The organism is Streptomyces canus 299MFChir4.1, from assembly GCF_000383615.1.
Classification (GTDB): Bacteria; Actinomycetota; Actinomycetes; order Streptomycetales; family Streptomycetaceae; genus Streptomyces; species Streptomyces canus_C.
In genome coordinates this window covers 79,639-101,769 of sequence record NZ_KB911588.1, presented here as the reverse complement: position 1 = coordinate 101,769, position 22,131 = coordinate 79,639, and the positions used below count along the sequence as shown (strand labels likewise).

General features: G+C 71.2%; 23 protein-coding genes and 2 pseudogenes. 14 read left to right on the top strand and 11 right to left on the bottom strand.

The window, feature by feature from the left end; translation table 11 throughout:
* Positions 1 to 113: 113 nt before the first annotated feature.
* From H293_RS0118285 to H293_RS60185, 3 genes are all read right to left on the bottom strand, one after another.
* The gene (locus tag H293_RS0118285) at positions 114 to 503 is read right to left on the bottom strand and encodes a hypothetical protein (RefSeq protein ID WP_020119312.1); all 390 of its coding nucleotides are present in this window, start codon (positions 501 to 503) and stop codon (positions 114 to 116) included.
* 146 nt (positions 504 to 649) lie between these two features.
* A complete protein-coding gene (locus tag H293_RS0118280) occupies positions 650 to 2,305 on the bottom strand; it encodes an FAD-dependent oxidoreductase (protein ID WP_020119311.1) in 1,656 nt (551 codons plus the stop codon).
* A 128-nt stretch (positions 2,306 to 2,433) separates the two neighbouring features.
* On the bottom strand, positions 2,434 to 2,940 hold the full coding sequence (locus tag H293_RS60185; RefSeq protein WP_020119310.1) for a hypothetical protein: 507 nt from the start codon (positions 2,938 to 2,940) through the stop codon (positions 2,434 to 2,436).
* Positions 2,941 to 3,214: 274 nt separating this feature from the next.
* Here H293_RS60185 and H293_RS52750 point away from each other — a divergent pair.
* Positions 3,215 to 3,674: pseudogene (locus tag H293_RS52750) on the top strand (LuxR C-terminal-related transcriptional regulator); the annotation flags it as partial.
* Between the two features lie 20 nt (positions 3,675 to 3,694).
* Here H293_RS52750 and H293_RS0118260 read toward each other — a convergent pair.
* On the bottom strand, positions 3,695 to 4,039 hold the full coding sequence (locus tag H293_RS0118260; protein ID WP_020119308.1) for a helix-turn-helix domain-containing protein: 345 nt from the start codon (positions 4,037 to 4,039) through the stop codon (positions 3,695 to 3,697).
* A 570-nt stretch (positions 4,040 to 4,609) separates the two neighbouring features.
* On the opposite strand from H293_RS0118260, the gene H293_RS0118255 reads away from it, so the two are divergent.
* Positions 4,610 to 4,984, top strand: coding sequence for a hypothetical protein (locus H293_RS0118255; RefSeq protein WP_020119307.1), 375 nt, complete (start codon positions 4,610 to 4,612; stop codon positions 4,982 to 4,984).
* A 53-nt stretch (positions 4,985 to 5,037) separates the two neighbouring features.
* Here H293_RS0118255 and araD read toward each other — a convergent pair.
* A pseudogene (gene araD, locus H293_RS60180) lies at positions 5,038 to 5,181 on the bottom strand (L-ribulose-5-phosphate 4-epimerase); the annotation flags it as partial.
* Between the two features lie 161 nt (positions 5,182 to 5,342).
* On the opposite strand from araD, the gene H293_RS0118245 reads away from it, so the two are divergent.
* Positions 5,343 to 6,635 (top strand): alpha/beta hydrolase, encoded by a 1,293-nt coding sequence (locus H293_RS0118245; protein WP_020119305.1) that lies wholly within the window; start codon positions 5,343 to 5,345, stop codon positions 6,633 to 6,635.
* A 49-nt stretch (positions 6,636 to 6,684) separates the two neighbouring features.
* On the opposite strand, the gene H293_RS0118240 is transcribed toward H293_RS0118245, so the two are convergent.
* Positions 6,685 to 7,380 carry a phosphatase PAP2 family protein gene (locus H293_RS0118240; RefSeq protein WP_020119304.1) on the bottom strand — a complete coding sequence of 232 codons (696 nt, stop codon included), beginning with the start codon at positions 7,378 to 7,380 and terminating at the stop codon, positions 6,685 to 6,687.
* On the bottom strand, positions 7,377 to 7,982 hold the full coding sequence (locus H293_RS0118235) for a phosphatase PAP2 family protein (protein ID WP_020119303.1): 606 nt from the start codon (positions 7,980 to 7,982) through the stop codon (positions 7,377 to 7,379). The genes H293_RS0118240 and H293_RS0118235 overlap by 4 nt, the downstream gene beginning before the upstream one ends.
* A gap of 140 nt (positions 7,983 to 8,122) precedes the next feature.
* Here H293_RS0118235 and H293_RS0118230 point away from each other — a divergent pair, with 140 nt between their 5' ends.
* The 6 genes from H293_RS0118230 to H293_RS0118205 all read left to right on the top strand — a co-directional run bounded on the left by H293_RS0118230 (position 8,123) and on the right by H293_RS0118205 (position 12,768).
* Positions 8,123 to 8,494 carry a BlaI/MecI/CopY family transcriptional regulator gene (locus H293_RS0118230; RefSeq protein ID WP_020119302.1) on the top strand — a complete coding sequence of 124 codons (372 nt, stop codon included), beginning with the start codon at positions 8,123 to 8,125 and terminating at the stop codon, positions 8,492 to 8,494.
* Positions 8,491 to 9,432, top strand: a complete 942-nt coding sequence (locus H293_RS0118225) for a M48 family metalloprotease (protein ID WP_020119301.1) — start codon at positions 8,491 to 8,493, stop codon at positions 9,430 to 9,432. The genes H293_RS0118230 and H293_RS0118225 overlap by 4 nt, the downstream gene beginning before the upstream one ends.
* A 404-nt stretch (positions 9,433 to 9,836) precedes the next feature.
* The gene (locus tag H293_RS0118220; RefSeq protein ID WP_028807955.1) at positions 9,837 to 10,160 is read left to right on the top strand and encodes a hypothetical protein; all 324 of its coding nucleotides are present in this window, start codon (positions 9,837 to 9,839) and stop codon (positions 10,158 to 10,160) included.
* Positions 10,161 to 10,163: 3 nt separating this feature from the next.
* On the top strand, positions 10,164 to 11,450 hold the full coding sequence (locus H293_RS0118215) for a putative T7SS-secreted protein (protein WP_020119299.1): 1,287 nt from the start codon (positions 10,164 to 10,166) through the stop codon (positions 11,448 to 11,450).
* Positions 11,447 to 12,142 carry a hypothetical protein gene (locus tag H293_RS0118210; RefSeq protein ID WP_020119298.1) on the top strand — a complete coding sequence of 232 codons (696 nt, stop codon included), beginning with the start codon at positions 11,447 to 11,449 and terminating at the stop codon, positions 12,140 to 12,142. Before H293_RS0118215 ends, H293_RS0118210 begins: the two co-directional genes overlap by 4 nt.
* Positions 12,139 to 12,768 (top strand): hypothetical protein, encoded by a 630-nt coding sequence (locus H293_RS0118205; protein ID WP_020119297.1) that lies wholly within the window; start codon positions 12,139 to 12,141, stop codon positions 12,766 to 12,768. Before H293_RS0118210 ends, H293_RS0118205 begins: the two co-directional genes overlap by 4 nt.
* Here the strand turns inward: H293_RS0118205 and H293_RS0118200 are convergent.
* Positions 12,761 to 13,729 (bottom strand): helix-turn-helix domain-containing protein, encoded by a 969-nt coding sequence (locus H293_RS0118200; RefSeq protein WP_020119296.1) that lies wholly within the window; start codon positions 13,727 to 13,729, stop codon positions 12,761 to 12,763. The genes H293_RS0118205 and H293_RS0118200 overlap by 8 nt on opposite strands.
* A gap of 119 nt (positions 13,730 to 13,848) precedes the next feature.
* Here H293_RS0118200 and H293_RS0118195 point away from each other — a divergent pair, with 119 nt between their 5' ends.
* Both H293_RS0118195 and H293_RS0118190 read left to right on the top strand, forming a co-directional pair.
* Positions 13,849 to 14,901: a saccharopine dehydrogenase family protein gene (locus H293_RS0118195; RefSeq protein WP_020119295.1), complete on the top strand. Its 1,053-nt coding sequence runs from the start codon at positions 13,849 to 13,851 to the stop codon at positions 14,899 to 14,901.
* Positions 14,902 to 15,039: 138 nt separating this feature from the next.
* Positions 15,040 to 15,249 carry a hypothetical protein gene (locus H293_RS0118190; protein WP_020119294.1) on the top strand — a complete coding sequence of 70 codons (210 nt, stop codon included), beginning with the start codon at positions 15,040 to 15,042 and terminating at the stop codon, positions 15,247 to 15,249.
* 34 nt (positions 15,250 to 15,283) lie between these two features.
* On the opposite strand, the gene H293_RS0118185 is transcribed toward H293_RS0118190, so the two are convergent.
* Together H293_RS0118185 and H293_RS0118180 are read right to left on the bottom strand one after the other, a co-directional pair.
* Positions 15,284 to 15,940 (bottom strand): DUF1326 domain-containing protein, encoded by a 657-nt coding sequence (locus tag H293_RS0118185; RefSeq protein WP_020119293.1) that lies wholly within the window; start codon positions 15,938 to 15,940, stop codon positions 15,284 to 15,286.
* Between the two features lie 144 nt (positions 15,941 to 16,084).
* Positions 16,085 to 16,957, bottom strand: coding sequence for a DUF2182 domain-containing protein (locus tag H293_RS0118180; protein WP_020119292.1), 873 nt, complete (start codon positions 16,955 to 16,957; stop codon positions 16,085 to 16,087).
* Between the two features lie 232 nt (positions 16,958 to 17,189).
* On the opposite strand from H293_RS0118180, the gene H293_RS0118175 reads away from it, so the two are divergent.
* Positions 17,190 to 20,060, top strand: a complete 2,871-nt coding sequence (locus tag H293_RS0118175; protein ID WP_020119291.1) for a PKD domain-containing protein — start codon at positions 17,190 to 17,192, stop codon at positions 20,058 to 20,060.
* A 241-nt stretch (positions 20,061 to 20,301) separates the two neighbouring features.
* On the opposite strand, the gene H293_RS0118170 is transcribed toward H293_RS0118175, so the two are convergent.
* A complete protein-coding gene (locus H293_RS0118170; RefSeq protein WP_020119290.1) occupies positions 20,302 to 21,297 on the bottom strand; it encodes a helix-turn-helix domain-containing protein in 996 nt (331 codons plus the stop codon).
* A 161-nt stretch (positions 21,298 to 21,458) separates the two neighbouring features.
* Between H293_RS0118170 and H293_RS0118165 the strand changes: the two genes are divergently transcribed.
* Together H293_RS0118165 and H293_RS59195 are read left to right on the top strand one after the other, a co-directional pair.
* Entirely contained in the window at positions 21,459 to 21,767 is a 309-nt protein-coding gene (locus H293_RS0118165; protein ID WP_020119289.1) for a hypothetical protein, read from the top strand.
* A gap of 170 nt (positions 21,768 to 21,937) precedes the next feature.
* Positions 21,938 to 22,108, top strand: a complete 171-nt coding sequence (locus H293_RS59195) for a hypothetical protein (RefSeq protein WP_020119288.1) — start codon at positions 21,938 to 21,940, stop codon at positions 22,106 to 22,108.
* The last annotated feature ends 23 nt before the right edge of the window (positions 22,109 to 22,131 follow it).

Below are 22,131 nucleotides of genomic sequence, written 5' to 3'. Positions count from 1 at the left end.
CCACCTCACCAGGGCACGGCAGCAAAGCGGACGGACGGGGCTCGGGCCGGGCCGGCCGGGCCGCCACGCGCCACGCGCGGGGCGGCCACGGCGGCTATCGCATCCGGCATGCGTCAGGCCAGGCTTCCGGCGACCCTCTTACGGCGTGCCGCGTACAGTCCGGTGCCGGCGACCATCAGCATGGCGAGCCCGCCCGTCGTCACCGCCGGGGAGGAGGCCAACCCGCCGCCCCCGGTGTGCATTCCACCGCTGGGCTTCTCGTGGCTGCCGCTCCAGCCGCCGTCGTGCTTGCCGCCGCCGGACTCCCGTCCCTGCTCGCTGTCCTTGTCCTTGTCCTTGTAGGTCTCCGGGTCGTACTTGGGGTTGGTGTGCTCCTTGCTGTAGGACGAGTCCGACGAGTCCGACGAGTCCCAGTCGTTCCCGGCCGCGTGCGCGCCGGGAGCGCCGAGAACGAGGACGGCCGAGGCCGCCGCCGTGGTCAGGAGGATGCGAGCAGAGCGCATGTGACGTTCCTTCCGCCGGTGGCAGGGCAGCTGGTGCTTCGTCAGCTGAGGTGACCCGCCCCCGACGTGATCCACCGTCAGTCAGCTTGGCGTTCGCCACCACTCAAGGCGGTCAGCCGGGTGAACCCGCCCGCATCCGGGGGACGTCAGACCGATCCAAGGAGGGTGTCCAGGACCTGACGCAGCACCGATTCGGCGTCCGGGACCGGCCCCTCCGACCGCCAGGCCACGAACCCGTCGGGCCGCACGAGTACGGCCCCTTCGGGCGTCGTACCGTGCACGGCCGACCAGTCCGTCTCGCCCTCGGGCGTCAGCTCGGCGTCCGGTCCCTCGCCCAGCCGGTACGACGTCAGCGGGGCGGACGTCCGCGCGGCGAGGCGGACGGCGGCCTCGTGCCAGCCGCTCGGCGCGTCGGCGCCGCTGAGCAGGACGAGCGAGCGTTCGTAGAGGTCCAGCGTGGAGATCCGCTCGCCCTGGTGCCGTACCGCCATGTGGGGTGCCCTGCTGCCGGGTTCACCGGACAGGTCGAGGCGGTCCGGGACGACGGGGGTCGCGGGGTCGGCGCCCACCACGGCGCCCTGCGGATAGCGGTAGCCGAGGGCCACGTTGAGGATGCCGCGCTGCGGGCCGCCGCCGGTGCCGGGGGCCGGGGCGTAGCCGGGGTGGCTGTGCTCGGCCGAGCGGGCCGCGGCGCGGGCGCTGGTCGCCTCCGCCACCGGGCGGCGCTCGGCGTCGTACGAGTCGAGGAGCCCGTCCCCGGCCCAGCCGCCGAGGACCGCGGCGAGCTTCCAGGCGAGGTTGTGCGCGTCCTGGATACCGGTGTTGGAGCCGAACGCCCCGGTGGGGGACATCTCGTGGGCCGAGTCGCCGGCCAGGAAGACGCGCCCTGACCGGTAGCTGCGGGCGACGCGCTGGGCGGCGTGCCAGGGGGCCCGGCCGGTGATCTCCACGTCGAGATCGGGGACGCCGACCGCGCGGCGGATGTGGGCGACGCACCGCTCGTCGGTGAACTCCTCCAGCGTTTCGCCGCGTTCGGGGTGCCAGGGGGCGTGGAAGACCCAGTTCTCACGGTTGTCCACGGGCAGCAGGGCGCCGTCGGCCGCCGGGTCGGTCAGATAGCAGACGATGAAGCGGCGCTCGCCCACGACCGCGGCGAGGCGGCGGGAGCGGAAGGTGATGCTGACGTTGCTGAACAGGTCACCCGGACCGCTCTGGCCGATACCGAGCTGCTCGCGGACGGGGCTGCGGGGGCCGTCGGCGGCGACCAGGTAGTCGGCGAGGACGGTGGTGTGCTCGCCGGTCTCCCGGCTCTTGAGGATCGCGGTGACGCCGGAGGGCCCGCTGTCGAAGGACAGCAGTTCGGTGGCGTACCGCAGATCGCCGCCGAGCCGTGTGGCGTGGTCGAGCAGCACCGGCTCCAGGTCGTTCTGGCTGCACAGGCACCATGAGCTGGGACTGAAGCGGGCCAGTCCGCCGCCCGCGTCGATCTCCCGGAACAGCCACTCGCCCGCGTCGCCGACCAGGGTGGGGGTCTGCAGGATGCCGTGGTTGTCGGCCAGGGTTGCGGCGGCCTGACGGATCATCGGCTCGACACCGGCCGTACGGAACAGCTCCATCGTGCGGACGTTGTTGCCGCGGCCGCGGGGGTGGATGGAGGTCCCGGCGTGCCGCTCGACCAGCGTGTGCGGTACGCCCAGCCGGCCCAGGAACACCGAGGTCGACAGGCCGACGAGGGAACCGCCGACGATGAGGACAGGGACCCGGTGGGTCGTGGGGTCGGGGTGGGCAGCTTTCTGGTTCATCACTCGCCTCCAGCGCGTCGTGTCCGCCGACTCGTCCGGATACGGCGGGGAGCTTCATGCATGCCCCGCGACACGATCACGGGCACAGGCTTCACCCGCTCAACACGCCTGGTTCCCCGAGTCGGCGGTCAGCCCGCCGCGCGGGCGTGCCCCCTCGCCGCCAGGACGACGCACATCACCGCCGGCGGCAGCTCCGCGCCGAGTGCCATCGCCACCGCCGAGACCCGGTCCGCACCCGGTGCCGCCATCAGCGTGTCGAACCAGGCGTCGACCACCAGCAGTGTGGCCGTGGCGACGGCGGTGAGGGGGTGCAGGTGGTGGCGGCGCCGGGCCAGCAGTCCCGTCGCGATCAGGCCCACGGCCTCCGAGGAGTCCAGGCCGATCCAGACGGTGCGCCAGTTCGCGGCGACGGCCGTCGCGGGCAGAGCGGCCGTCGGCACGAAGAGCCAGGGCAGCAGGACCAGCCCGCAGCCGACCAGGACGTGTTCCGTCCGGTGCCGTCGGCGCCCCGGCGGCACCGCCGACACGCGCTCGGCACCCCGCGGCTGACGGTCGATCAGCGTGCTCATCGCATCGGACTCCTCGCGTTCCCGGCTCTCCTTCATGGCCTCCAGCCTCACCGGCACGACGGTCACCGTCAGTAACGCAGGTGTCCGTTCCGGGGTGGCACCACTTGCACCCCCAGGACGGGGGCCAGTGCCATGGACCGCCCCTGACCTCGGCACCTACCCCGGCGCGTGATCCTGTGGCCGTTCCGGGGAGCCGGACGAACGGTCGCGTTCCTCGCCACGGGAGTCCTGATCCAGCTCGGCGTCCTGTTCGTCCTGGCTCTGCCGTGGCTCCTGTTCGTCCCGGAAGCGACGGCGGCCATCCTCCCGGCGGTCCGCCGGCAGCTCACGTACCACCTAGGGGGTGCGGGCCGCGCTGGTCATCAGGCAGCAGTGGCCCGGGACGGCGGTACTGCTGCTCTCCCAGTACGTGGAGGAGCGGTACGCGGCCGATCTGCTGTCCGCCCACACCTCCGGGATCGGCTACCTGCTCAAGCAACGGGGCGCGGACGTAGAGGAGTTCGCCGACGCGTTGCGCCGGGTGGCCGAGGGTGGCACCGCACTGGATCCACAGGTGGTCTCCCAGCTGCTGGTGCGCCGACACAGCGACCCGCTGGACCGGCTCACCCCGCGCTGAACGCGAGGTCCTGGAGCTGATGGCGGGCGGTCGGTCCAACGCCGGGACAGCCGCGCAGCTCGTCGTCAGCGAGAGCGCGGTGGCCAAGCACATCAACAGCATCCTCGCCAAACTCGACCTGCCGAAGGCCGATGCCGACCACCGCCGGGTGCTCGCCGTTCTGCGGTTTCTCGGGGTGGCCTGAGGACGGCGGAGTCCGGTTGGTCAGTGGGGGCCGGGGCCGGGTGTGCCGGCGTTGGCGGCGCGGCGGTATTCGGCGTTGATGCGTTGTGCTTCTTCGAGTTGGTCTTCGAGGATGACGATGCGGCAGGCGGCTTCGATGGGGGTGCCGCGGTCGACGAGTTCGCGGGCGCGGGCGGCGATGCGTAGTTGGTAGCGGGAGTAGCGGCGGTGTCCGCCTTCCGAGCGCAGGGGTGTGATGAGTCGGGCTTCGCCGATGGCTCGCAGGAAGCCGGGGGTTGTGCCGAGCATCTCTGCTGCCCGGCCCATCGTGTACGCGGGGTAGTCGTCGTCGTCCAGGCGATCGCGCAGAGGCTTGTCCGGTGTCATGTGACCTCGTAGTGCAACGCGTCGAGGGGCCCCGACGCCGTACGGCATCGGGGCCCCGAGGGAAAGCGAACACCATCTGTCGGCCCTGACTGCGGTGCCGACCTTCTGTTTCCGCTACCCGGCCCGGCAGAGCGGGGTGCGGGGGGATCGCAACTGCCTGACCGGGGACCACCATCCATTCCGGGGTCGTGCGGTACCCGGCCAAGGGCGTCCGGCCGGGCGGTACTGCTGTGTGGCAGCTCCTCGACGTGCGAGCCGCCCAGTGCGGCTCTCAGTCTCGTCACCGTCTGGGAACACCTTGGCTTCGAGGCTCTAGAGCCGCACTGACCTGCGAACTTCGTGTACTGCTCCCCGACAGTTCGTGTCTGCCGGGTCTCGTTCGACCGTTTCTACGTGATGAAGCGTAACCATGCCGGAAGAGGATGTCTACTCTGGCAAGAGTAGATTTCACTCCTATGGCAGAGGAGAAACCCTTGCCCCTGTGCGGCGGGTCGGTAGGAGCCCTCCTTCTGCCCCGAATCCGCCGCCCGGACCGCGGGACGGTTCCGGGACTGAATAGGATCTGCTCTCATGTCGAACCCTGACGAGCTGCTCGTCGCGCTCTCCGCCGCGGTGGAGTCCGAACGAAGCAATCAGATGTCGTTGACCGTGGTCGTCGGCGGGGCCGTCATCACCGGCCGGCTGGCTCCCGAGGCCGTGTGGCGGGAGCGTGTGGCGGAGGTCCTGAAGGACTCGGACCGCCTCGGCCCGTTCTCCGACGTCTTCGCCCGCGACCCGCGAGGGGACCGGCCCGACCGCGACGAGGCGCCCACACATCTGCACTTCCATCTCGCCCGGATCCTGCAGGGGAGCCTCGGCATCCCGGAGACGGGGGGCATGTACCGGGTCGCGATCAAGGACGTCAGCGCATGGACCGTGGGTGACCTCAGCTACTTCGACCGGTAGGCCGGGGCCGCGGGGCCGGGCCGGTCACTGTGGGGAGCGCGCCGCCTCCGCGGGGACGTGCGGGCGGTGCTGCCCCAGGTGAAGGGGCCGTGCCCGGCGACGAGGGCGGCGGGGACCTCGACGGCCCGCTGGTCCTGTCCGTCCAGGAGGTCCACGACGACGCGGCCGGTGTCGTACTCGTAGTCCTTCGCGCACCCCCCTGCGGGCCGCTGCCCGTGGTGCCGGTCGCGACGCCCCGTACCCCTTTTGCACTAAGAAGCGCACCCCTTTTGCACTAATTGGGGAACGCGGAGGATCCCTCAGCCCTCCTTCTGTATGAAGGAAACCGCACAGGTAGGGAAATCGGGGATCAACCGGTATGGGTCTGACCAGCGAGACGACCGTGTATGTGATGGCGGCACTCGCCGCCGTGTCCGTGGCACTGCTGGTCTGGTGGTGGCCACGGTTCGCCCGGCAGGGCCTGCTGCCGGTGCTCGGACGCCTGGTGGCCCTCGGGACGACCCAGGTGGTGATCATCGCGGCGTTCGCTTGCTGGCTGAACTCGTCGTACCAGTTCTTCGGCTCGTGGGGCGAACTCTTCGGCCACGTGGAGACGGCCCCCGTCGGCGTCACGCAGGCGGGGGGCTACGGCGGCACCGGCTCGGTGAACGGCGTCGCCGTGAAGGGGTCGCTGGTCCGGCCCGCCACCGACGAGCAGCTGAGCCGGGTCAGCGGACTGCCCACCGGCCCCGCCGCGGTGAACGGGCGCGTGGAGTCGGTGAAGGTCATCGGCCGCCGCACGGGTGTGATCGACCCGGCCTTCGTCTACCTGCCGCCGCAGTACTTCCAGAAGGCGTACCAGCGGCAGCGCTTCCCGGTGATCGTCGCGCTGAGTGGTTACCCGGGCAGCATCTTCAACCTCGCCCAGTACCTGCGGGTGTCACAGACGGCCGGGGCACTGCAGAAGAGCGGCCAGATGCAGCCGACCATCATGGTGATGATCCGGCCCACGATCGCCCCGCCGCGCGACACCGAGTGCGTGGACGTCCCGGGCGGCCCGCAGACCGAGACCTTCCTCGCCAAGGACCTTCCCGAAGCCCTGAAGTCCGCCTACCGGGTCGGCCATGACGCCAGTGCCTGGGGAACCATGGGCTACTCCTCCGGCGGCAGCTGCGCCCTCCAGCTGACGATGCGCAATCCGCACGTGTTCACGACGGCCGCCGCCCTGTCGCCCGACTACAAGGTCAAGGACGACCCGACGACCGGCAACCTCTTCGGCAACGGCCCGAGCCGCATCGAGCGGATCAACGGCCACGACCTGATGTGGCGGCTCAAGCACCTGCCGGTCCCCGACGTCTCCGTCCTGGTGGCCGAGAGCAAGCACGGTGAGCGCGGCTACCCGCAGACGCAGGCCTTCATCAAGGCCGTCAGGGCACCCATGCGGGTCGTGTCGATCCTGCCCGAGCACGGCAGCCACAACTTCCCGACCTGGGTGCAGGAGATGCCCCCCGCCCTGAAGTGGATGAACCAGCAGCTGACGTTCCCCCAGGACGTCGTGCCCCGCCACCACAAGAAGAAGGGCGCCGTGGTCGCCGACCCCCAGAAGCCCGGTCGTGCCCCCCTGCGCGCCGACGGCCCCGAGCCTGTGCCTACGACCAGGACGCGCAGGTAAGCCCGGCGACGGCTACGTCGCCCGCCCGCACGAGTGAGGGCCGCGAGCCTCATGGTGGGTCTGCCGTGCCTGACGGGTCTGCCGTGTCCGCCGTGCCGCCGATGGCCTCCCCTGGCAGCCATCTCGCCGTCGCCGCGAGCCACAGCCCCAGCCAGCCGATGCCGAACAGCCAGCCGCCGATGACGTCGGTGAACCAGTGCACCCCGAGGTAGACGCGGGTGAGCCCGACCGATGTCCCCCAGCAGCAGGCGGCGAGGACCAGCAGGGTTCTGCCGCGGGGTGCGCGCACGCACAGGGCGATCACGAGCAGCCCGGCGGCGAGGGTCGCGGTGGTGGCGTGCCCGGAGGGGAACGCCCACGCCGACGCATGCGCCGCCCAGTCCGGGCGGGGTGGCCGGGGCCGGGCGACCAGGTCCATCACGCCGTACCGGACGGCTTGTCCGGTCCCCAGGCAGCCGGCGCACAGGGCGGCGGCGACCACGCGGCCGCGTACGGTCCGCGCGGCGATGACGCCCGCCAGCACGGCCAGCACGTACGGGACCGCGCCGGTACCGGTGGCGGTGAGCCCGCGGGCCAGTGCCAGCGCGACGGCCGGGCGGTGGCCCGACGACCAGGTGTGCAGGTCCTCGTCGGTGAACAGCGTGCCGCCGTCGCCACCGGCCACGGCGGCGGCCAGCACGGCGAACGCCGTCAGGGCACCCGCCCCGACGGACCCGGCCAGGTCGGCGACGTCCCGGCGGTTCACGGGTCCACCAGCAGTGGCCGTAGCCACGTCGCGCTGAGCCGTCGTACGAGCGTGTCCGGTCGGGATCGTACGGCCGCGGTGAGCAGCAGAGCGACGAGCGCCCCGACCGCGAGACCGGCCACGACGTCGTGCGGGTAGTGGGAACCGACCCAGACCCGGGAGGCGGCCATCGCGACGGCGGCCGATGAGGCGACCGCGCCGAGCCGGCGGGAGACGAAGAGCAGGGCGACGGCGGCCGCGGCGGCTGTCGCCGCGTGGTTGCTGGGGAAGGACCAGTCGCCCGGCGCCGGACACGCCTCCAGCGTCGCCACCCGCAGGCTCTGACAGGGGCGGTCCTCCCGCACCACCAGCTTCAGCGCGTCGTCGACCGCGTACGCCACGACGACGGTCACCGGCGCGGTCAGCGCGATCACCGCCGCACGGGAGCCGACGTGCCGCGCCCGCCACCAGCCCACGACCATGAGGACGGCGAACAGCGCGAGCCCGTACGTCGACCAGGCCGACACGAGCTCGTCCAGCCAGGCGGGGGAGCGGTGGGCCAGGTCCACCACGTCGGTGTAGGCGGAACCGTCGATCGCGGCCCCGTCGAAGGCGAGCAGCATCCCTAGAACCCCTTCTGTTTGACTGGACGGACGGGAGCACGTGCGTGCGGGACACGCGTGCAGGACACGGCGCCCGAGTGACTACAATTCTGTAGACGGTCTACTGCACTGTAGACGACGGCGGGGTGAGGATCGTTCCCATGACCGACGCGAAGGACGAACGACGGCCGGCCGGTGAGCTCGAAGCCACCGTGATGGCCGCCCTGTGGGCCGCGGGCGTGCCCCGCACGCCGGGGCAGGTGCAGGTCGGCCTCGCCATGGACCTGGCCCGCACCACCGTGACGACGATCCTGACCCGCCTGCACGACAAGGGCGTCGTCGGCCGCGAGCGGCAGGGACGCGGCTATGCGTACTTCCCCGTCGAGGACGCCCCCGGCCTCACCGCCCGCCGCATGCACAGCGAACTCGACCGGGACACCGACCGCGAGACGGTCCTGGCCCGTTTCGTCGCCCGGCTCAGCACCGACGACGAGCGGATCCTGCGCGAACTCCTGGAATCGGGTGAGCAATGACCGCTCCGCAGCTGGCCCTGCTGCTCGTCCCGCTGTTCCTGCCCTTCGCCGTGCGTCCGCCGGCCGGTCGGGCGGTCGACCGCCTCGGCCCGGTCGCCGCGCTGTGGACGCTGACCCTCAACGCGCTCGTGCTGGCCTGCGCCTCCGTGTCCGCGCTCGGTGCGCTGGTGCTGACGGGCCTGCTCAAACTGCCGCTCTTCGCCGCGTTCGGCGAGCTCGTCCGCCCCCTGCCCACACCGCCGGACACCCTCGTCCTGCCCGTGGCCGCGGCGGCCACCGGCTTTCTCACCGTGACCGCTTGGGCCCTGCTGCGCTCGGCCGTGCGCCAGTACCACGCCTTCCGCACCGCCCGCGGACAGGCGGACCGCAGCCCCACCGCGGGCGACCTGTGCGTCGTCGACTCGCCTCACCCGGACGCGTACGCCCTGCCCGGCCGGCCGCACCGCATCGTCGTCACCACCGCGATGCTCCGCAGCCTCGGCCCCGCCGAGCGCGAAGCCCTCTTCGCCCACGAGCGCGCCCACAACGCGGGCAGTCACCACCGCTTCCTGCTCGCCGCGGAACTGGCGGCGCACTGCCACCCCGGCCTGCGCCACCTCCGTGACATCGTGCGACTCGCGGCGGAACGCGCGGCCGACGAGGCCGCCGCGACCGCCGTCGGCGACCGCCGCCTGACCGCGAGGGCGATCGCCCGCGCCGCCCTCGCCACCCACGCCTCGCGCTCCACCCGCCCGGACTTCGCCGCCGCCGCGGCCACCGGCCCCGTGCCGCATCGCGTCGCGGCCCTCCTCGCGCCTCGCGCGCAGCGGCCCCGCGCGGCCTCGGGGGTCGCCCTGCTGCTCGCCGTCTGCACGGCGTTCTCGGCCTGTGCCGCGACGACCGGCGTGATCACCTTCCATCACGAGGTGGAGGTGGCGCAGGGCGAGGAGCCACGCTGACCGGACCCTGGTATTCCGGGGCGCCGGGGGCCGTAGGGGGCTGTAGGGGCCGTAGGGAAACTTACCCACCAGAAGCCCGAAAAGCGGCGTGACCGCGGCCGACCTGTCAGAGCTCCATTGCCGGAGCACACAGAGAACGCCTCAAGGGTGGCCGCACAACACGAGTGCCGGAGTTGGCGAACCTGTGGAGATCAAGGAGACGGTGGGCGGAAAGCGAGCCGGTTTCCGCTCGACTCGGCTTCATCGTGCGGGAGTTGCCGATTCGCAGCGGGAACGGCGACAACGCGTCTTTGCCCATACTTTAGTCTGGTGCCGCGCCGGCAGCCCGGTGGGAACAGCTGTCCCGTTCCATTCCCCGTGCGTCCGTGTCGCCTCGCTCGCAGTCGAAGACAGGGGGCCGCCTCATGGCGGATGAATTCAAGGTCGATCTGGGTCAATTGAACTCTTTTGGCCGGGTGCTGAAACAGTCCGTCACCGACCTGGAGGAAGCGCGCTCGGCGCTCTCCGCTGTCAGTGCCGAACAGATCGGAACTCCGCGGCTGGACGAGGCGTGCGAGACCTTCCAGAACAGATGGAAGTACGGAACCGGCCAGCTGAAGGACATGATCAAAGCCGTGGACGAAGGCGTGGAGAAGACCGCGCTGAGCTACCGGCAGTTCGAGGAGAACCTCTCGAAGGCCCTCAAGAAGATGGAAGAGACCAACGCCGCGAACACCGGGGGTAAGTGACCGGTGGCTGACAACCCGTTCCCGAGCCTCGGCTGGAATCCGGTACCCGGAGTACCCGAGCAGGTCACTTCCCTCTACCGCAAGGTGAAGTCCGCGGCCGACACGCTCAACAACTGCCACCGTCAGATCGAGTATCTGCTCGGAGCGAGCTCCAGCTGGCACGGAGACGCCGCGAGCGCGTTCCGGGACACGCTGGACGGCGACCTCAAGACCGCCATGATGAACGCCGGGCATTCACTCGACAAAGCCGCCGCGGCGCTCGGTACATGGGAAGGCGACCTGACCTCCCACCGCGAACTGGCCAAGAAGTACGACGATGCCGCGCGCGAGAACAAGGCCGACGCCGACAAGGCCCGGGCCCGCTACGACCAGGCCGCGGGGAACCCGGACCTCAAGCTCGCCGGCAAGGAATACCCCAGCCAGGCGGAGGCGGACGCCGCGACGGAGCGCCTGCGTACCGCCGAGCGCGAACTGAACGAGGCCACCACTCACCTCAACAACGCCAACACCGCCTACAACGACGTCATCGCGAAGGCCAAGGAACTCGAGGGCACCCACACCGACGCGGCCGAGACCGTCGCCCGCAGCCTCGACGAGGCCGACGACAAGCTCGCCCCCAAGGAGCCTGGGTGGTTCGACAAGGCCCTCAGCGCCATCGGTGAGGGCCTGAAGGCGGTCGGCGAGTTCCTCGTGGAGCACGCCGGAACCATCGGCGCCATCGCGGGTCTGCTGGCCCTGCTCCCCACCCCGTTGGCGCCGGTCTTCCTCGGTATCGCGGTCGCGGCGAGCGCGGTCTCCATGGCCAAGAACCTGTCCAGTGAGGACTTCAGGGACTCGTTGATGGGCGAGTACGGCCTGAAGGAAGGCGTGTTCGCCTGGGCCTCCGTGGCGGGAGACACCCTCGGCATGGTGCCCGGCGTCGGTGCCCTCGCCAGGGCCGGCAGTGAGGCGGGTCTCGCGGTGGCGGTCGCCCGTGAGGGCGGCGAGGCCCTGTCGCTGGGTTCGAGGCTGGGTGCGTTCGGCAAGGAGATCGTGCCCGCCTTCAGCTACAAGGCTCTCGACGTGGCGACGTCACCCCAGACGGGAGCGCTCCAGTACGCCATCAACGGCGTCAATGTGGCGGCGAACATGGCGTCGTCCATGGAGAGCCTGGGTGTGTTCCCGAAGAACGGCCCCGGACACGACGCCTCCGAGTTCACGAAGGGCGCGGCCGCCTCCACCGGCTTGAAGGGCGGAACGGCCGAGCTCATCAAGGACTTCGGCGAACTGATGAGTGGGGTCCGCCTGTGAACGCGTTGCTCGACCAGAGAGAGAAGCCGAAACCGGAGTTCTGGTACGGGCTTCCCTACGGGTATGCCCAGGTGGACCTCCAGCCGTCGCCCGAGGGCATCCAGGAGGTGGCCCGGCAGCTCAGCGCACTTCCCGACGACCTTCGCGACCGGGCGGACCAGGTGTTCCGGCTGTACGCCATCGTCCTGACGATGCTGCGGAGCCAGGACGTCATGGGGTGCGCGCTCGGCATGCACCCGGACGAACAGGGCGGGGCCTCGCTGTCCGTCCTGACGGTCTCGACCGTCGCGGCCTCGGGGGCGAATCCAGCCGCCGTGCTGCTCCAGATGCTGGGCACCGGCCCGGACAACGGCATCGTGCCCGTGGAGCTGCCCGCGGGCACCGGGTACCTGCTGGAGACGGAACGGACCACACTCGCGCCGACCGCTCCGCCCGAGGGACAGGACGAGCCCGCTGAGGGGACCGTCTGGCAGGGCACGGTCGCCATTCCGGTCGCCCGGACCTCCTCGATCGTCACCGTGCAGCTGGTCACCCCGGCGCTGGAGCTGGCCGACGACTACCGCGGTGTGCTGCTCGGCGTCGCCCGTACGGTGACGTTCGACGACCCGGCCGCGCCGGGCGAGGTGGACAACGGGTCCGGTCCGTCCTCGGACGTGGGCCCAGGGACAGTCGAAAGGAGCCCGTTCGGATGACGGTGCCAGAACGGTGGAAGGACGGTCTGGAGTCGGACACCCCGCCGGCGCCGTACGCGACGGACGGGTCGGACTTCCAGGGCGCGGTGCGCTATCACTACCGCAACGCGCTGAAGAAGTTCCTCAAGTACTTCCCTGTGTTCCTGCTGCTGTGGGTCCAGATCTTCTTCACCAAGATCGGATATCTGCTTCCGGTGGCCATTGTCGGAATGCTCGGCACGGTCTTCACGCTGGTCCTTCTCTACGGCCGCCTGAGTTCGACCCACAAGTGCTCGAAGATCTTCCGGACCTACCCCCTCGAATTCCGCACCCCGGTCGAGAAGATCGGCATGGAGTCGACCCACACGCTCTACTTCCGCCTGGGAGACCAGAAGGGCACCCCCTTCACCCTGCGTGCGAAGGACGTCCTGGGGCGACGTCGGTGGCCTGTCGGCATCGTCGACGGCGTCTGGTTCGCGGGGGACGAGCCCTTCGGCGGCGCGATGATCGTGCCGGGCGGCGGCGAACTCCTCCTGCTCCAGCCAAGGGACTGGAGGGAGAGGGAGGAGGACCGCAACACGGCCGGCCCGGAGCGCGTCGAGAAGGCGAAGCGCGCGGGCATCCATCGCCCCACCCGTCTCAGCTAGCCCCCGGCCGCCCGCCCGAAGGCCGTGACCGGAAGGTTCGCCGGTAGGTGTCCGGCGGCACGCCGACCGTGCGGTTGAAGTGCCGGCGCAGTGTCGTGGCGGTGCCCATGCCGGTGGCCGCCGCGATGGCGTCGACGACGTCGTCGGTGGTCTCCAGCAACTCCTGTGCGCGGCGGATCCGTTGGGTCAGCAGCCATTGCAGCGGAGTGGTGCCGGTCACCGCCCTGAACCGGCGGCCCAGATGGCGCGAGCTCATCCCGGCCTGGCGGGCCAGGTCCTCCACGGTGAGAGGGCGGTCGAGGCGTTCGATCGCCCAGGGGAACAGCGCGGCGAGCGGATGGTCGTCCCGGGCGGGCACCGGAGCGGCCACGAACTGCGCCTGGCCGCCCGCCCGATGCGGCGGCACCACCAGGCGGCGGGCGACGGCGTTGGCGACGGACGAACCGTGGTCGAGACGGACGAGGTGCAGGCACAGGTCCAGCGCGGCGGCCTTGCCGGCGGAGGTGAGCACGCTGCCGTTGTCCACGTAGAGCACGTCCGGATCGACCTCCACCCGCGGGTAGCGCGCGGCCAGGGCGTCCGTGTGCACCCAGTGCGTGGTCGCCCGCCTGCCGTCCAGCAGACCGGCGGCGGCCAGCACGAAGGCGCCCGTGCACAGGGAGGCCACGCGCGCACCCGCCTCGTGGGCCGCACGCACCGCGCCGACGAGCTCGGCGGGCGGCTCCTCGTCGGTGTCCGCCCAGCCGGGGACGATCACGGTGTCGGCATGCCGGAGCCGGTCGAGCCCCTGGTCGGGCTCCAGCCGGAACCGGCCGAGCGCCACGGCGTCCGACCCGCAGAGCTCCACGTCGTACCAGGGCACCGTCACACCGACCGGAGCGGCGCCGAACACCTCGTACGCCATGGACAGTTCGAAGGGCAGCATCCCCTTGGTGACGGCCAGCGCGACGACGGTACCCATGTCCGAAAGTGTACGGGGCACGTCGTTCCGGACACTCACGCGGAAGTGACCGTCCCCGACACGATGGTCGTGGCAGATCAAGCAGATCAGCAGATCATTTCGAGCACGGGGGAGAACCCATGGGACTGGCACTGGGACCGGGAACGGGCCGGACGGTGACGGTGTTCGGCGCGTACGGACACACCGGACGCTTCGTGGTGGCACAGCTGCGGAAGCGCGGGTTCGTCCCGCTCCTCTCCGGCCGCGACGCCGGCAAGCTGCGGGCGCTGGCGGCATCCGAACCGGGACTCGAGGTCCGGCCGGCGTCGGTCGACGACCCTGCCTCACTCGACCGCGCCCTGGACGGCGCCGACGCCGTGATCAACTGCGCCGGGCCCTTCGCGGTGACCGCCGCCCCGGTGATCGAGGCGGCACTGCGCGCCGGGATCCCGTACGTCGACGTTGCGGCCGAGATCGAGGCGAACCTCGACACGTTCACGCACTTCGCGGACCGCGCCCGCGCGGCGGGAGTGGCGGTCGTCCCCGCGATGGCCTTCTACGGCGGCCTCGGCGACCTGCTGGCCACCGCCGCGATGGGGGACTGGACGGCGGCAGACGAGGCGACCATCGCGTACGGACTGAGCAGTTGGCACCCCACGCCCGGGACGCGCACCGCGGGTGCGGTCTCCGGCGAGCGTCGAGGCGGCCGGCGGGTCCGCTACACGCAGGGGCGGCTGGAGTACCACGACGACGCGCCGACGCTCCTGAAGTGGCCCTTCCCCGACCCGATGGGCACCAGGGAGGTCGTCGCGGAGTTCACGATGGCCGACGTGGTCACCCTTCCCAGCCACCTCTCCATCCCCGAGGTACGCACCCACATGGCGAGCGAAGCGGCCAGGGACCTCTCGGCCCCGGACACCCCGGCGCCGACCGCGGCCGACGACAACGGGCGGTCCGACCAGACGTTCCTCGTCGAAGCCGTCATACGTTCCGGGCACACCGAACGGCGCGCCGTGGCACGCGGCCGGGACATCTACGTGGTCACCGCACCCCTCGCGGTGGAGGCGGTCCACCGCATCTTCACCGGCCGGACCCGCACACTCGGTGTCGCCTCGGCCGGCGAAGTCTTCGACGCGCCCGACTTCCTCCGCGCACTGTCCCCGCACATCACCGTCGAACTGCACTACTCCTGATGCGCCTGGGGCTGCTGATACTTTCGTGCCGCTGTGCGTGGGGGCAGCTCGGGGGGCTGGACGTTTTCACAGCACCGTCGACGTGCGCCTGATCGGCCGCCGCCGTTCCGTCACGCCTTTCCGCCGGCGGTCCTCGCCGTGACCTCGCCGGGCGACATGTCCGGCGACGGCCGCCCGGGCCTGATCGCCCGCAACTCGTCGACGGGGGCCGTGTGTCTCTACAAGGGCACGAGCACCGGCAAGCTCTCCGCTCGCGTGAAGTTCCGCAACGGAAACGGGTCGTTCGGCTCCCGCACGAAGATCGCCACGGGATGGCAGGCGTACAAAGGGCGTCTTCTGAGGTCCTGACGCGGCAGCGCTGCGCTCCGTGCAGCCGGGTGGGTCAGTCGGGGCCGCTCCAGTCGAAGGGGAAGTGCTTGCTCGACTTGCCCGAGCGGTCCCAGGAGAAGCCGAACGCGTCCGCGCGGTCGACGGTGGCCCGGCCCCAGGTGGCGACCTGGCCGGGTCCGACTTCGGCACCCGGGGCGTTGTGGACCTGGACCCGCGCGCCGTCCGCGCTGGTCGGGCCGGTGAGCGCCTCGGCGGCCGCCGTGACACGGCCGGGGATCTCGGCCCGCCAGGTGGCGAGGTCATCGTCTATCTCGACGCGGATGGGTGCCACGTCCATGCCCCGTATCTCGGGGTGGAGCATCTGCCCGAACCGCGCGGGCCAGCCGCCCGCCTCGCCGCCGAAGACGGCCCCGAGAGCACCGCGCTGCTGATCATCGGCGCGTTCGTCGAGGAAGACCGCGGCGTAGGGGTCGCTGTGCTCGGCGGCCCAGACGTTGCCCGTGAAGCTGCCGAGCATCAGGACGTTGAGGCCGTCGAGACGGATGTCGCCGTAGCCGCCCTCCCGGACGTGCCAGACCAGGACGCCTTCGCACTCTCCGTAGGTCGGAGGCTGCGCGAACGTGCACGGACAGGGGATGGCGCAGTTGCACACATCGAACCAGTCGCCGGTCAGATGCCAGCGCGTCGCGGTGGTGGCCTGTTCTGTCATCTCGCTTTCCTCCTGCCGAGCCCCGGGAGGCTCACTCGGAGTGGCGAGACCGCGGGTGCCGAGCCCGGTCCGGGAACGGGAGACGGCCTCCCTTCCAGCTTGCACCCGTCTTCCCCGGTGGGGAACCCGTTCACCGGCAAGGGATCACATGTCGTCCATCGACGGCATCGAGTCCCGCAGCCCGGGAAGCAGCCAGTCCTGGAAGGGGGCGAGCACGGCCAGGACGAGGAATACGACGCCCACGGCGCGGGCGAGCAGAGGGCCCCGGGACCACAGCTTCTCCACGAAGACCACCACGGCCAGCCCCGCCATCGCCGCCACGTTCATCACGCCCAGCGGAACGAGGACGACCATCAGCCCGACGCAGCAGCCGACGCAGTAGGCGCCGTGGTGGAGGCCCACCCGCAGGTCGCGGGTCGGCCCCCGGAAGCCGGAGTAGCGCACCAGATGGCCCAAGGGGTCGCGGCAGTGCCGCAGGCAGACGGTCTTCAGGGGGCCCAGCTGGTACAGGCCCGCGAGCAGGAAGGCGATCGAACCGATCCAGCGGCCGGCCGCGGGGTGGTCGTCCACCAGGCTGCCGGTGAAGGCCAGCGCCACGTAGGCGAGCAGCCCGAACGCCGTCCACACCAGCAGGTATCCGGCGACGAACTCGACGGTACGGGCGGTCCGGGCCCAGCCGGAGGACTGCCGGCCGATGCCCCGGACCCAGGTGATGGCCACCGGTGCCATGGACGGCAGCATCATGGCCGCCATCATCGTCACCCAGAGCAGCAGGAACAGCGGCAGCGCCATCCCCATCGTGCCGGGCTCGACCCCCATGTCCCGGGCCTGGCCGATCGTGAGCACCCAGGCGGGCACCGCGATCAGCACCACGAGCGACCAGGCGGCCGCGAGATCCCGCGTGGGCAGCAACCCCCCACCCGTTCCGGTCGGGGCGACCGACCGGCCGGCTGTGAGAGCGGAACTCCGGCTGTGACGCATCGGCGTGTTCTCCTGCGGCTCCTTCCAGGAGAGCATTTCGCCACCCTCGGCGCGACCGGGCCCGGGGTGTTCCGCGTGAGCGGCCGGCGGCGAGGTAATGGAAGGCTCAAGCTTCTGCCGTGCTGTGCTCTTCCAATGATCAAGCTTGTTCCCTCAATGCCTCATCGTCGGCAGGACATCCTGATTTCCATGGTCTGGCCGTCCGAACCTGCCGTACGGTTCCGCCAACTCCGGCTGACAGGTGGCTGGATCTGAACGGAGCACGTTCATGAGCCGCAGGCGACTGCTGGTGAGATACGCCGCCGTCCTCGCCGTACTGATCGGCGGACTCGGTACCGGCGTCGCCCACGCCGCCGGCGGCACCGCCCTGTACGTCGACGACGACGCCGCCGGTTGCAGCGACACCGGACCCGGCACACCGGCGGAGCCCTTCTGCCAGATCCAGCCGGCCGCGGACGCGGCGGACCCCGGGGACACCGTCCACGTGGCACGGAACAAGACCCAGTACGCCCCCGCGAACATCGGATCGGCCGGCACCGCGGACGCACCGGTCACCTTCGTCGGCGCTCCGGGCGACAATGCGGCCGCCACCGCCGCCGTCGTCCTTCTGACCAAGACCCCGACACCGGCGATGACCTTCTCCGGCGCCCGGTACGTCGACGTGTCGGGGTTCCACCTCTCGTCGAGCGGGACGAGCACGCTGGTGTTCTCCCAGTCCCAGCACATCTCCTACGACACGGGCTGGGTCAGCACGGCCCAGGCGGCCGCCGGCGCCGACGGGACGATCGTCGTCGACGGTTCCTCCTCCGACATCGCACTCACCCGGCTGCACATCGCCCCCGAGTCCGGCGGTCCGGCCTTCGCGAGCGCGGCCGGAGCACAGGACATAACCCTGGCCGACGACGTGATTTCGCTCGGCGGAGGCATATCGGCCACCGGCACCAAGGGCCTCCGGCTGGCCGGCGACACCCTCGTGACGGTCTGCGGCAGCGGCATCAGCCTGACCGACGGCAGCTCCGGATCCGTGGAGAACACCGTCGTACGCCCGGACACGTCAGCATCCTGCCCGGAGACCGGCACCCCCGCCGAGATCACGGTGGACGCCTCCTCCGCACCGCAGGTCACCGCCGACTACAACGCGGTCAACCCCTCGTCGGCCGGAACCGACTACGAGTGGGCCGGCACCGCCTACGGGACCAGCCAGGCGTTTTGGACCGCCACCGGTCAAGGAGCCCACGACCTGGACCAGACGAACACGACGCTCGCCACGGACGGCACGCCGCTGATCGACTCCGCGGACGCCGACGCGCCGGGTGAACTCGCCACCGACCTGCACGGGGCGCCACGGGTCGACGACCCGCTGGTCGCCGACACCGGCACGGGCACCGGCGACTACGACCGGGGCGCGACCGAGGTACAGGACCCGCTGAGCCTGGGGAGCGCGGGCGGCTCGTACGAGAACGCCTACGTCGGCGTCCCCGTCACCTTCACCGCCGGCTTCGACAACCCGTGGTCGGACTCCCTCGACGGCTACCGCTACACCTTCGGCTTCGGCGACGGCACCACGGCCACGTCCACCACGGGTTCGGTGGCGCACACGTACACGCAGCCCACCACCGGCGACAACATCTACGCCACGGTCACGGTGTACCGGCCGGACGGCACCACGATGGGCACCGAGGCCAGCTACTACTTCCCCGTACGTCCGCTGCCGGCGCTGACCGGGAGCCTCGACTGCCGGAGCGCCTCCATCCAGATCGCGCCCTCCCTGCCGGACACCGCGGGCTGCGCCTTCACCGCCGCCGGCTTCAGCGGCTACCCGATCACCAGCGACCTGATCTCCTTCGGCGACGGCTCGACAGCGGTCTCCGCGACAGGCTCCAAGGGCGTGGTCCGGCACACGTACGCCGCCGCCGGCACGTACACCGTCACCCAGCGGCTCACGGACTCCGGCGGACGCACCTTCACCGACACCACCCCGACCACCGTCGGCCCGTCCTACGTCGCCACCGACCCGCGCCGCATCCTGGACACGCGCAAGGGCACTGGTGCCGCCGATCGGCAGGTCGGTCCCGCGGGAGTGGTCCGTCTCAAGGTCCTCGGCGTGGGCGGCGTCCCGGCCTCCGGGGTGACCGCGGTCACCCTGAACGTCACCGACACCGACGCGACCGCGAGCAGCTACGTCACGGTGTATCCGGACGGCACCAGCCGCCCGACCGCGTCCGACCTCGACTTCACCGCCGGGCGGACCAACCCGAACCTGGTCACGGTACGCGTGGGCGCGGGCGGCTATGTCGACCTGTACAACGCGCACGGCCACGTCGACCTCATCGCCGACATCCAGGGCTACTTCACGACCAGGTCCGACACCAGCGACGACCACGTGAGCCTCATGAGCGACCTGGCACCCGTCACCCCGACGCGGGTCCTGGACACCCGCTACGGCACCGGCGCCCCCAAGGGCGAGGTCGCGCCCGGCAGCACGACCACCCTCACCCTGCCGAAGAACGGACAGGGCACGGGCACCGTCGGCGCCGTCCTCGACGTCACCGTGACGGGAGGCACCGGCAGCGGCGTGGTCACCGTCTACTGCGGCAGCCGCCCCGGCACGTCGAACCTCAACTACCGCGCCGGGCAGACCGTTTCCAACCTGGTCGTGACGAAGGTGTGCACGGGCGGCAGGATCAAGCTCTACAACAGCGGCGGACACGTCCATCTGATCGCCGACCTCCAGGGCCTCTACACCAACTCCGTCGTCGACGGCGTCTCCCCCTGGGGCAGCCCCTTCGTGCCGGCCGACCCCACCCGCTTCCTGGACACCCGCGACGGCACGGGTGCCCGCGCCGGGCGGCTCGGCGCGAACAGCACCCTCACCGTGAAGGTCGCCGGAGTCCACGGCGTACCGGCCGACGCGACCGCAGTCCTGGTCAACCTCACCGGCGTCGCCCCGACCACCGCCACCCACCTGACCGCCTACGGCGCCGGCAGCGTGCCGAACGTGTCCGACGTCAACCTGAGCACCGGCGAGACCAGGCCGGTTCTGGCAGTGATCCCCCTCGACGCCGAGGGCTCCATCCACATCCGCAACGCGAACGGCTCCCTCGACGTCGTCGCCGACCTCGAGGGCTACATCGGCTGACCGGGCCTCACAGCGCTCGGGACGACGTACGGCCCGGAAGCCACGTTGATCCAGGACCTCCGCAGCCAAGTGCCCACTCCCACAAGGGACTCGCGCCCACGGCCGAGCGTGGGAAGCGATGGCGCCCGCCCGGCTCCTGCGGGCACGCGATGGCACCGTGTCGCGGAGACGGGGAAGGCGGCGGGCGGGTGACCTGCGGGGTCCGCGGTGTTGCCGAAGGAGTCCGTCCGGGAGCCCGGTGTCAAGGTCGGGTCGGGAGCCAGCCCTGCTGCACGGCGCGTACGCCGGCCTCGAAGCGGCTGCGTGCGCCGAGGCGGTCCATCAGTTCGGAGGCGATCCGCCGGGCCGTGCGATGCGACACCCCGAGCCGTTTGGCGATCGCCTCGTCGGTGTGCCCCTCGGCCAGTAGGCGCAGGGCGGTCGACTGCTGGCCGGTGAGCCCGTTCGGATCGGTGGGGACGACCTGCCCGAGCGGCTGGGCGGCCTCCCAGGTGGCCTCGAAGAGCGCGCACAGCGCGGTGAGTGTGCCCTGCCCGGTCAGGAGGACCGCGCCGGCGGCGGTGTCGTCGCTGTTGACCGAGATCATGGCGATCCGCCGGTCCATGAGGATCATCCGTGTCGGCAGCGACGGCACCGTGCGGACCTGGCCACCCAGCCGGGCCAGCCAGTCGGCGTGTTCCACGGTGGGCCGGTTGGTGCGGACGCTGTCGAGGTAGATCGTGCGCATGCGCACCCCGCGGGCGAGCAGATCCTGGTTGAGCGGCCGTGACGCGGCCATGTTCTCGGCGGTCTGCGGCCCGCCCGGGGCGAAGGCCAGGAATTCCTCGCTCACCTCACGGGTGAGCACGGCCAGCCGGTCGCGTATGTGGTCGAGGCCGACCAGTTGCTCCACGTCGGGATGGCTGGTGGCCGGACGGAGCTCTGCGTACTCGGAGATGAGCTGGGCCGCGGCGGCCCGCGAGGCCTCCAGGCGCTGTTGGTGGGCCGCCAGTTGTGCCTGCTGCCGGGCCATCAGGATCTCCATCCCGATGTCCGGGGAGACGGCCCGGAGCCGGCCCGCGTCTCCGGCGGCGGGGCGCACCAGAGCCAGCTCACTGAGTGTGTCGAGCGCCTCTCGCACCTGTTCCTCGGGCACTCCTACGGAATCGGCGAGGGCCGCGACACCGGCGGCCGGCTGTCTGAGCATGGCGCGGTACACCGTCTCGCCGACGGAGTCGAGTCCGAGTGTGGTCAGCATGTGGTCCCCCAGTATTCCTGCACGGAACATCCCCTTGCTCGGACGAGATCTTCGCAGAGGGGTGCGGGATCGTCACCAGGGAAGGACGGAACGGGCCCCGGCCGCAACCGGCCTGCCGCGGCACTGTCAGGCCGACGGCAACCGCTGAGACTCTGGAGCCCATGTACCTCGTCCACGCGCACCTGGCTCTGCCTTCGGGTGAACAACTGCCCCCGAACATCGCGGCTGTGGTGCGCTCCGCGATCAGCGCCGGCGACCACGTCGAGCACGTCGCCGTACACACCCGTCCCGGGCCCGGACTCACGCTCGGCTTCTACGTGCTGGCCGGTGGGCTCGAAGAGGCGGAGGAGCGGGCGGTTCGGGTCTGCGACCAACTCCTGCGAGAGGTACCGCAGTTGTCGACGGCCCGGCTGACCGGGGCCGGGGTGCCGCTGATGCCGCTGGCCTTCGCGCCGCAGCCGGTGGACTGAAGCGGCCCGTGTGGACGCATGAGTCCAAGGCCCTTTCCGTCCATCCCTGAACTCTGTTCACAGGCCTGAGCTGCGACGAAGCTATCGATCACCGGCCGGCCGAAGCGTCACCGCGGGACGCGAGGCAGACCGGACACCGCAGTTCACCTCCGGAAGGAACGGAAACAGCCATGCTTCGCACCCGCATCGCCAAGGCCGCCGCGGTCGCCTCCTTCGTCATCGTGGCGGCACTCACCGGCCCGGCCATCGCGTTCCCGTCCGAGGCCGACGAGGCCGTGACCTCCTCCGTTCTCGCTGACGCCGGCTGGCAGGTCACCCCGGCGGATGCCGGCTGGCAGTAGTCCGCTCGCGACCGCCCCTCACC

Excerpts from the sequence above, each read along its gene's own strand:
- H293_RS0118285 (WP_020119312.1), bottom strand. The coding sequence starts at position 503 with ATGCGCTCTGCTCGCATCCTCCTGACCACGGCGGCGGCCTCGGCCGTC.
- H293_RS0118280 (WP_020119311.1), bottom strand. The coding sequence starts at position 2,305 with ATGAACCAGAAAGCTGCCCACCCCGACCCCACGACCCACCGGGTCCCT.
- H293_RS0118260 (WP_020119308.1), bottom strand. The coding sequence starts at position 4,039 with ATGACACCGGACAAGCCTCTGCGCGATCGCCTGGACGACGACGACTAC.
- H293_RS0118255 (WP_020119307.1), top strand. The coding sequence starts at position 4,610 with ATGTCGAACCCTGACGAGCTGCTCGTCGCGCTCTCCGCCGCGGTGGAG.
- H293_RS0118245 (WP_020119305.1), top strand. The coding sequence starts at position 5,343 with ATGGGTCTGACCAGCGAGACGACCGTGTATGTGATGGCGGCACTCGCC.
- H293_RS0118235 (WP_020119303.1), bottom strand. The coding sequence starts at position 7,982 with ATGCTGCTCGCCTTCGACGGGGCCGCGATCGACGGTTCCGCCTACACC.
- H293_RS0118230 (WP_020119302.1), top strand. The coding sequence starts at position 8,123 with ATGACCGACGCGAAGGACGAACGACGGCCGGCCGGTGAGCTCGAAGCC.
- H293_RS0118225 (WP_020119301.1), top strand. The coding sequence starts at position 8,491 with ATGACCGCTCCGCAGCTGGCCCTGCTGCTCGTCCCGCTGTTCCTGCCC.
- H293_RS0118220 (WP_028807955.1), top strand. The coding sequence starts at position 9,837 with ATGGCGGATGAATTCAAGGTCGATCTGGGTCAATTGAACTCTTTTGGC.
- H293_RS0118205 (WP_020119297.1), top strand. The coding sequence starts at position 12,139 with ATGACGGTGCCAGAACGGTGGAAGGACGGTCTGGAGTCGGACACCCCG.
- H293_RS0118200 (WP_020119296.1), bottom strand. The coding sequence starts at position 13,729 with ATGGGTACCGTCGTCGCGCTGGCCGTCACCAAGGGGATGCTGCCCTTC.
- H293_RS0118195 (WP_020119295.1), top strand. The coding sequence starts at position 13,849 with ATGGGACTGGCACTGGGACCGGGAACGGGCCGGACGGTGACGGTGTTC.
- H293_RS0118185 (WP_020119293.1), bottom strand. The coding sequence starts at position 15,940 with ATGACAGAACAGGCCACCACCGCGACGCGCTGGCATCTGACCGGCGAC.
- H293_RS0118180 (WP_020119292.1), bottom strand. The coding sequence starts at position 16,957 with ATGCTCTCCTGGAAGGAGCCGCAGGAGAACACGCCGATGCGTCACAGC.
- H293_RS0118175 (WP_020119291.1), top strand. The coding sequence starts at position 17,190 with ATGAGCCGCAGGCGACTGCTGGTGAGATACGCCGCCGTCCTCGCCGTA.
- H293_RS0118170 (WP_020119290.1), bottom strand. The coding sequence starts at position 21,297 with ATGCTGACCACACTCGGACTCGACTCCGTCGGCGAGACGGTGTACCGC.
- H293_RS0118165 (WP_020119289.1), top strand. The coding sequence starts at position 21,459 with ATGTACCTCGTCCACGCGCACCTGGCTCTGCCTTCGGGTGAACAACTG.
- H293_RS59195 (WP_020119288.1), top strand. The coding sequence starts at position 21,938 with ATGCTTCGCACCCGCATCGCCAAGGCCGCCGCGGTCGCCTCCTTCGTC.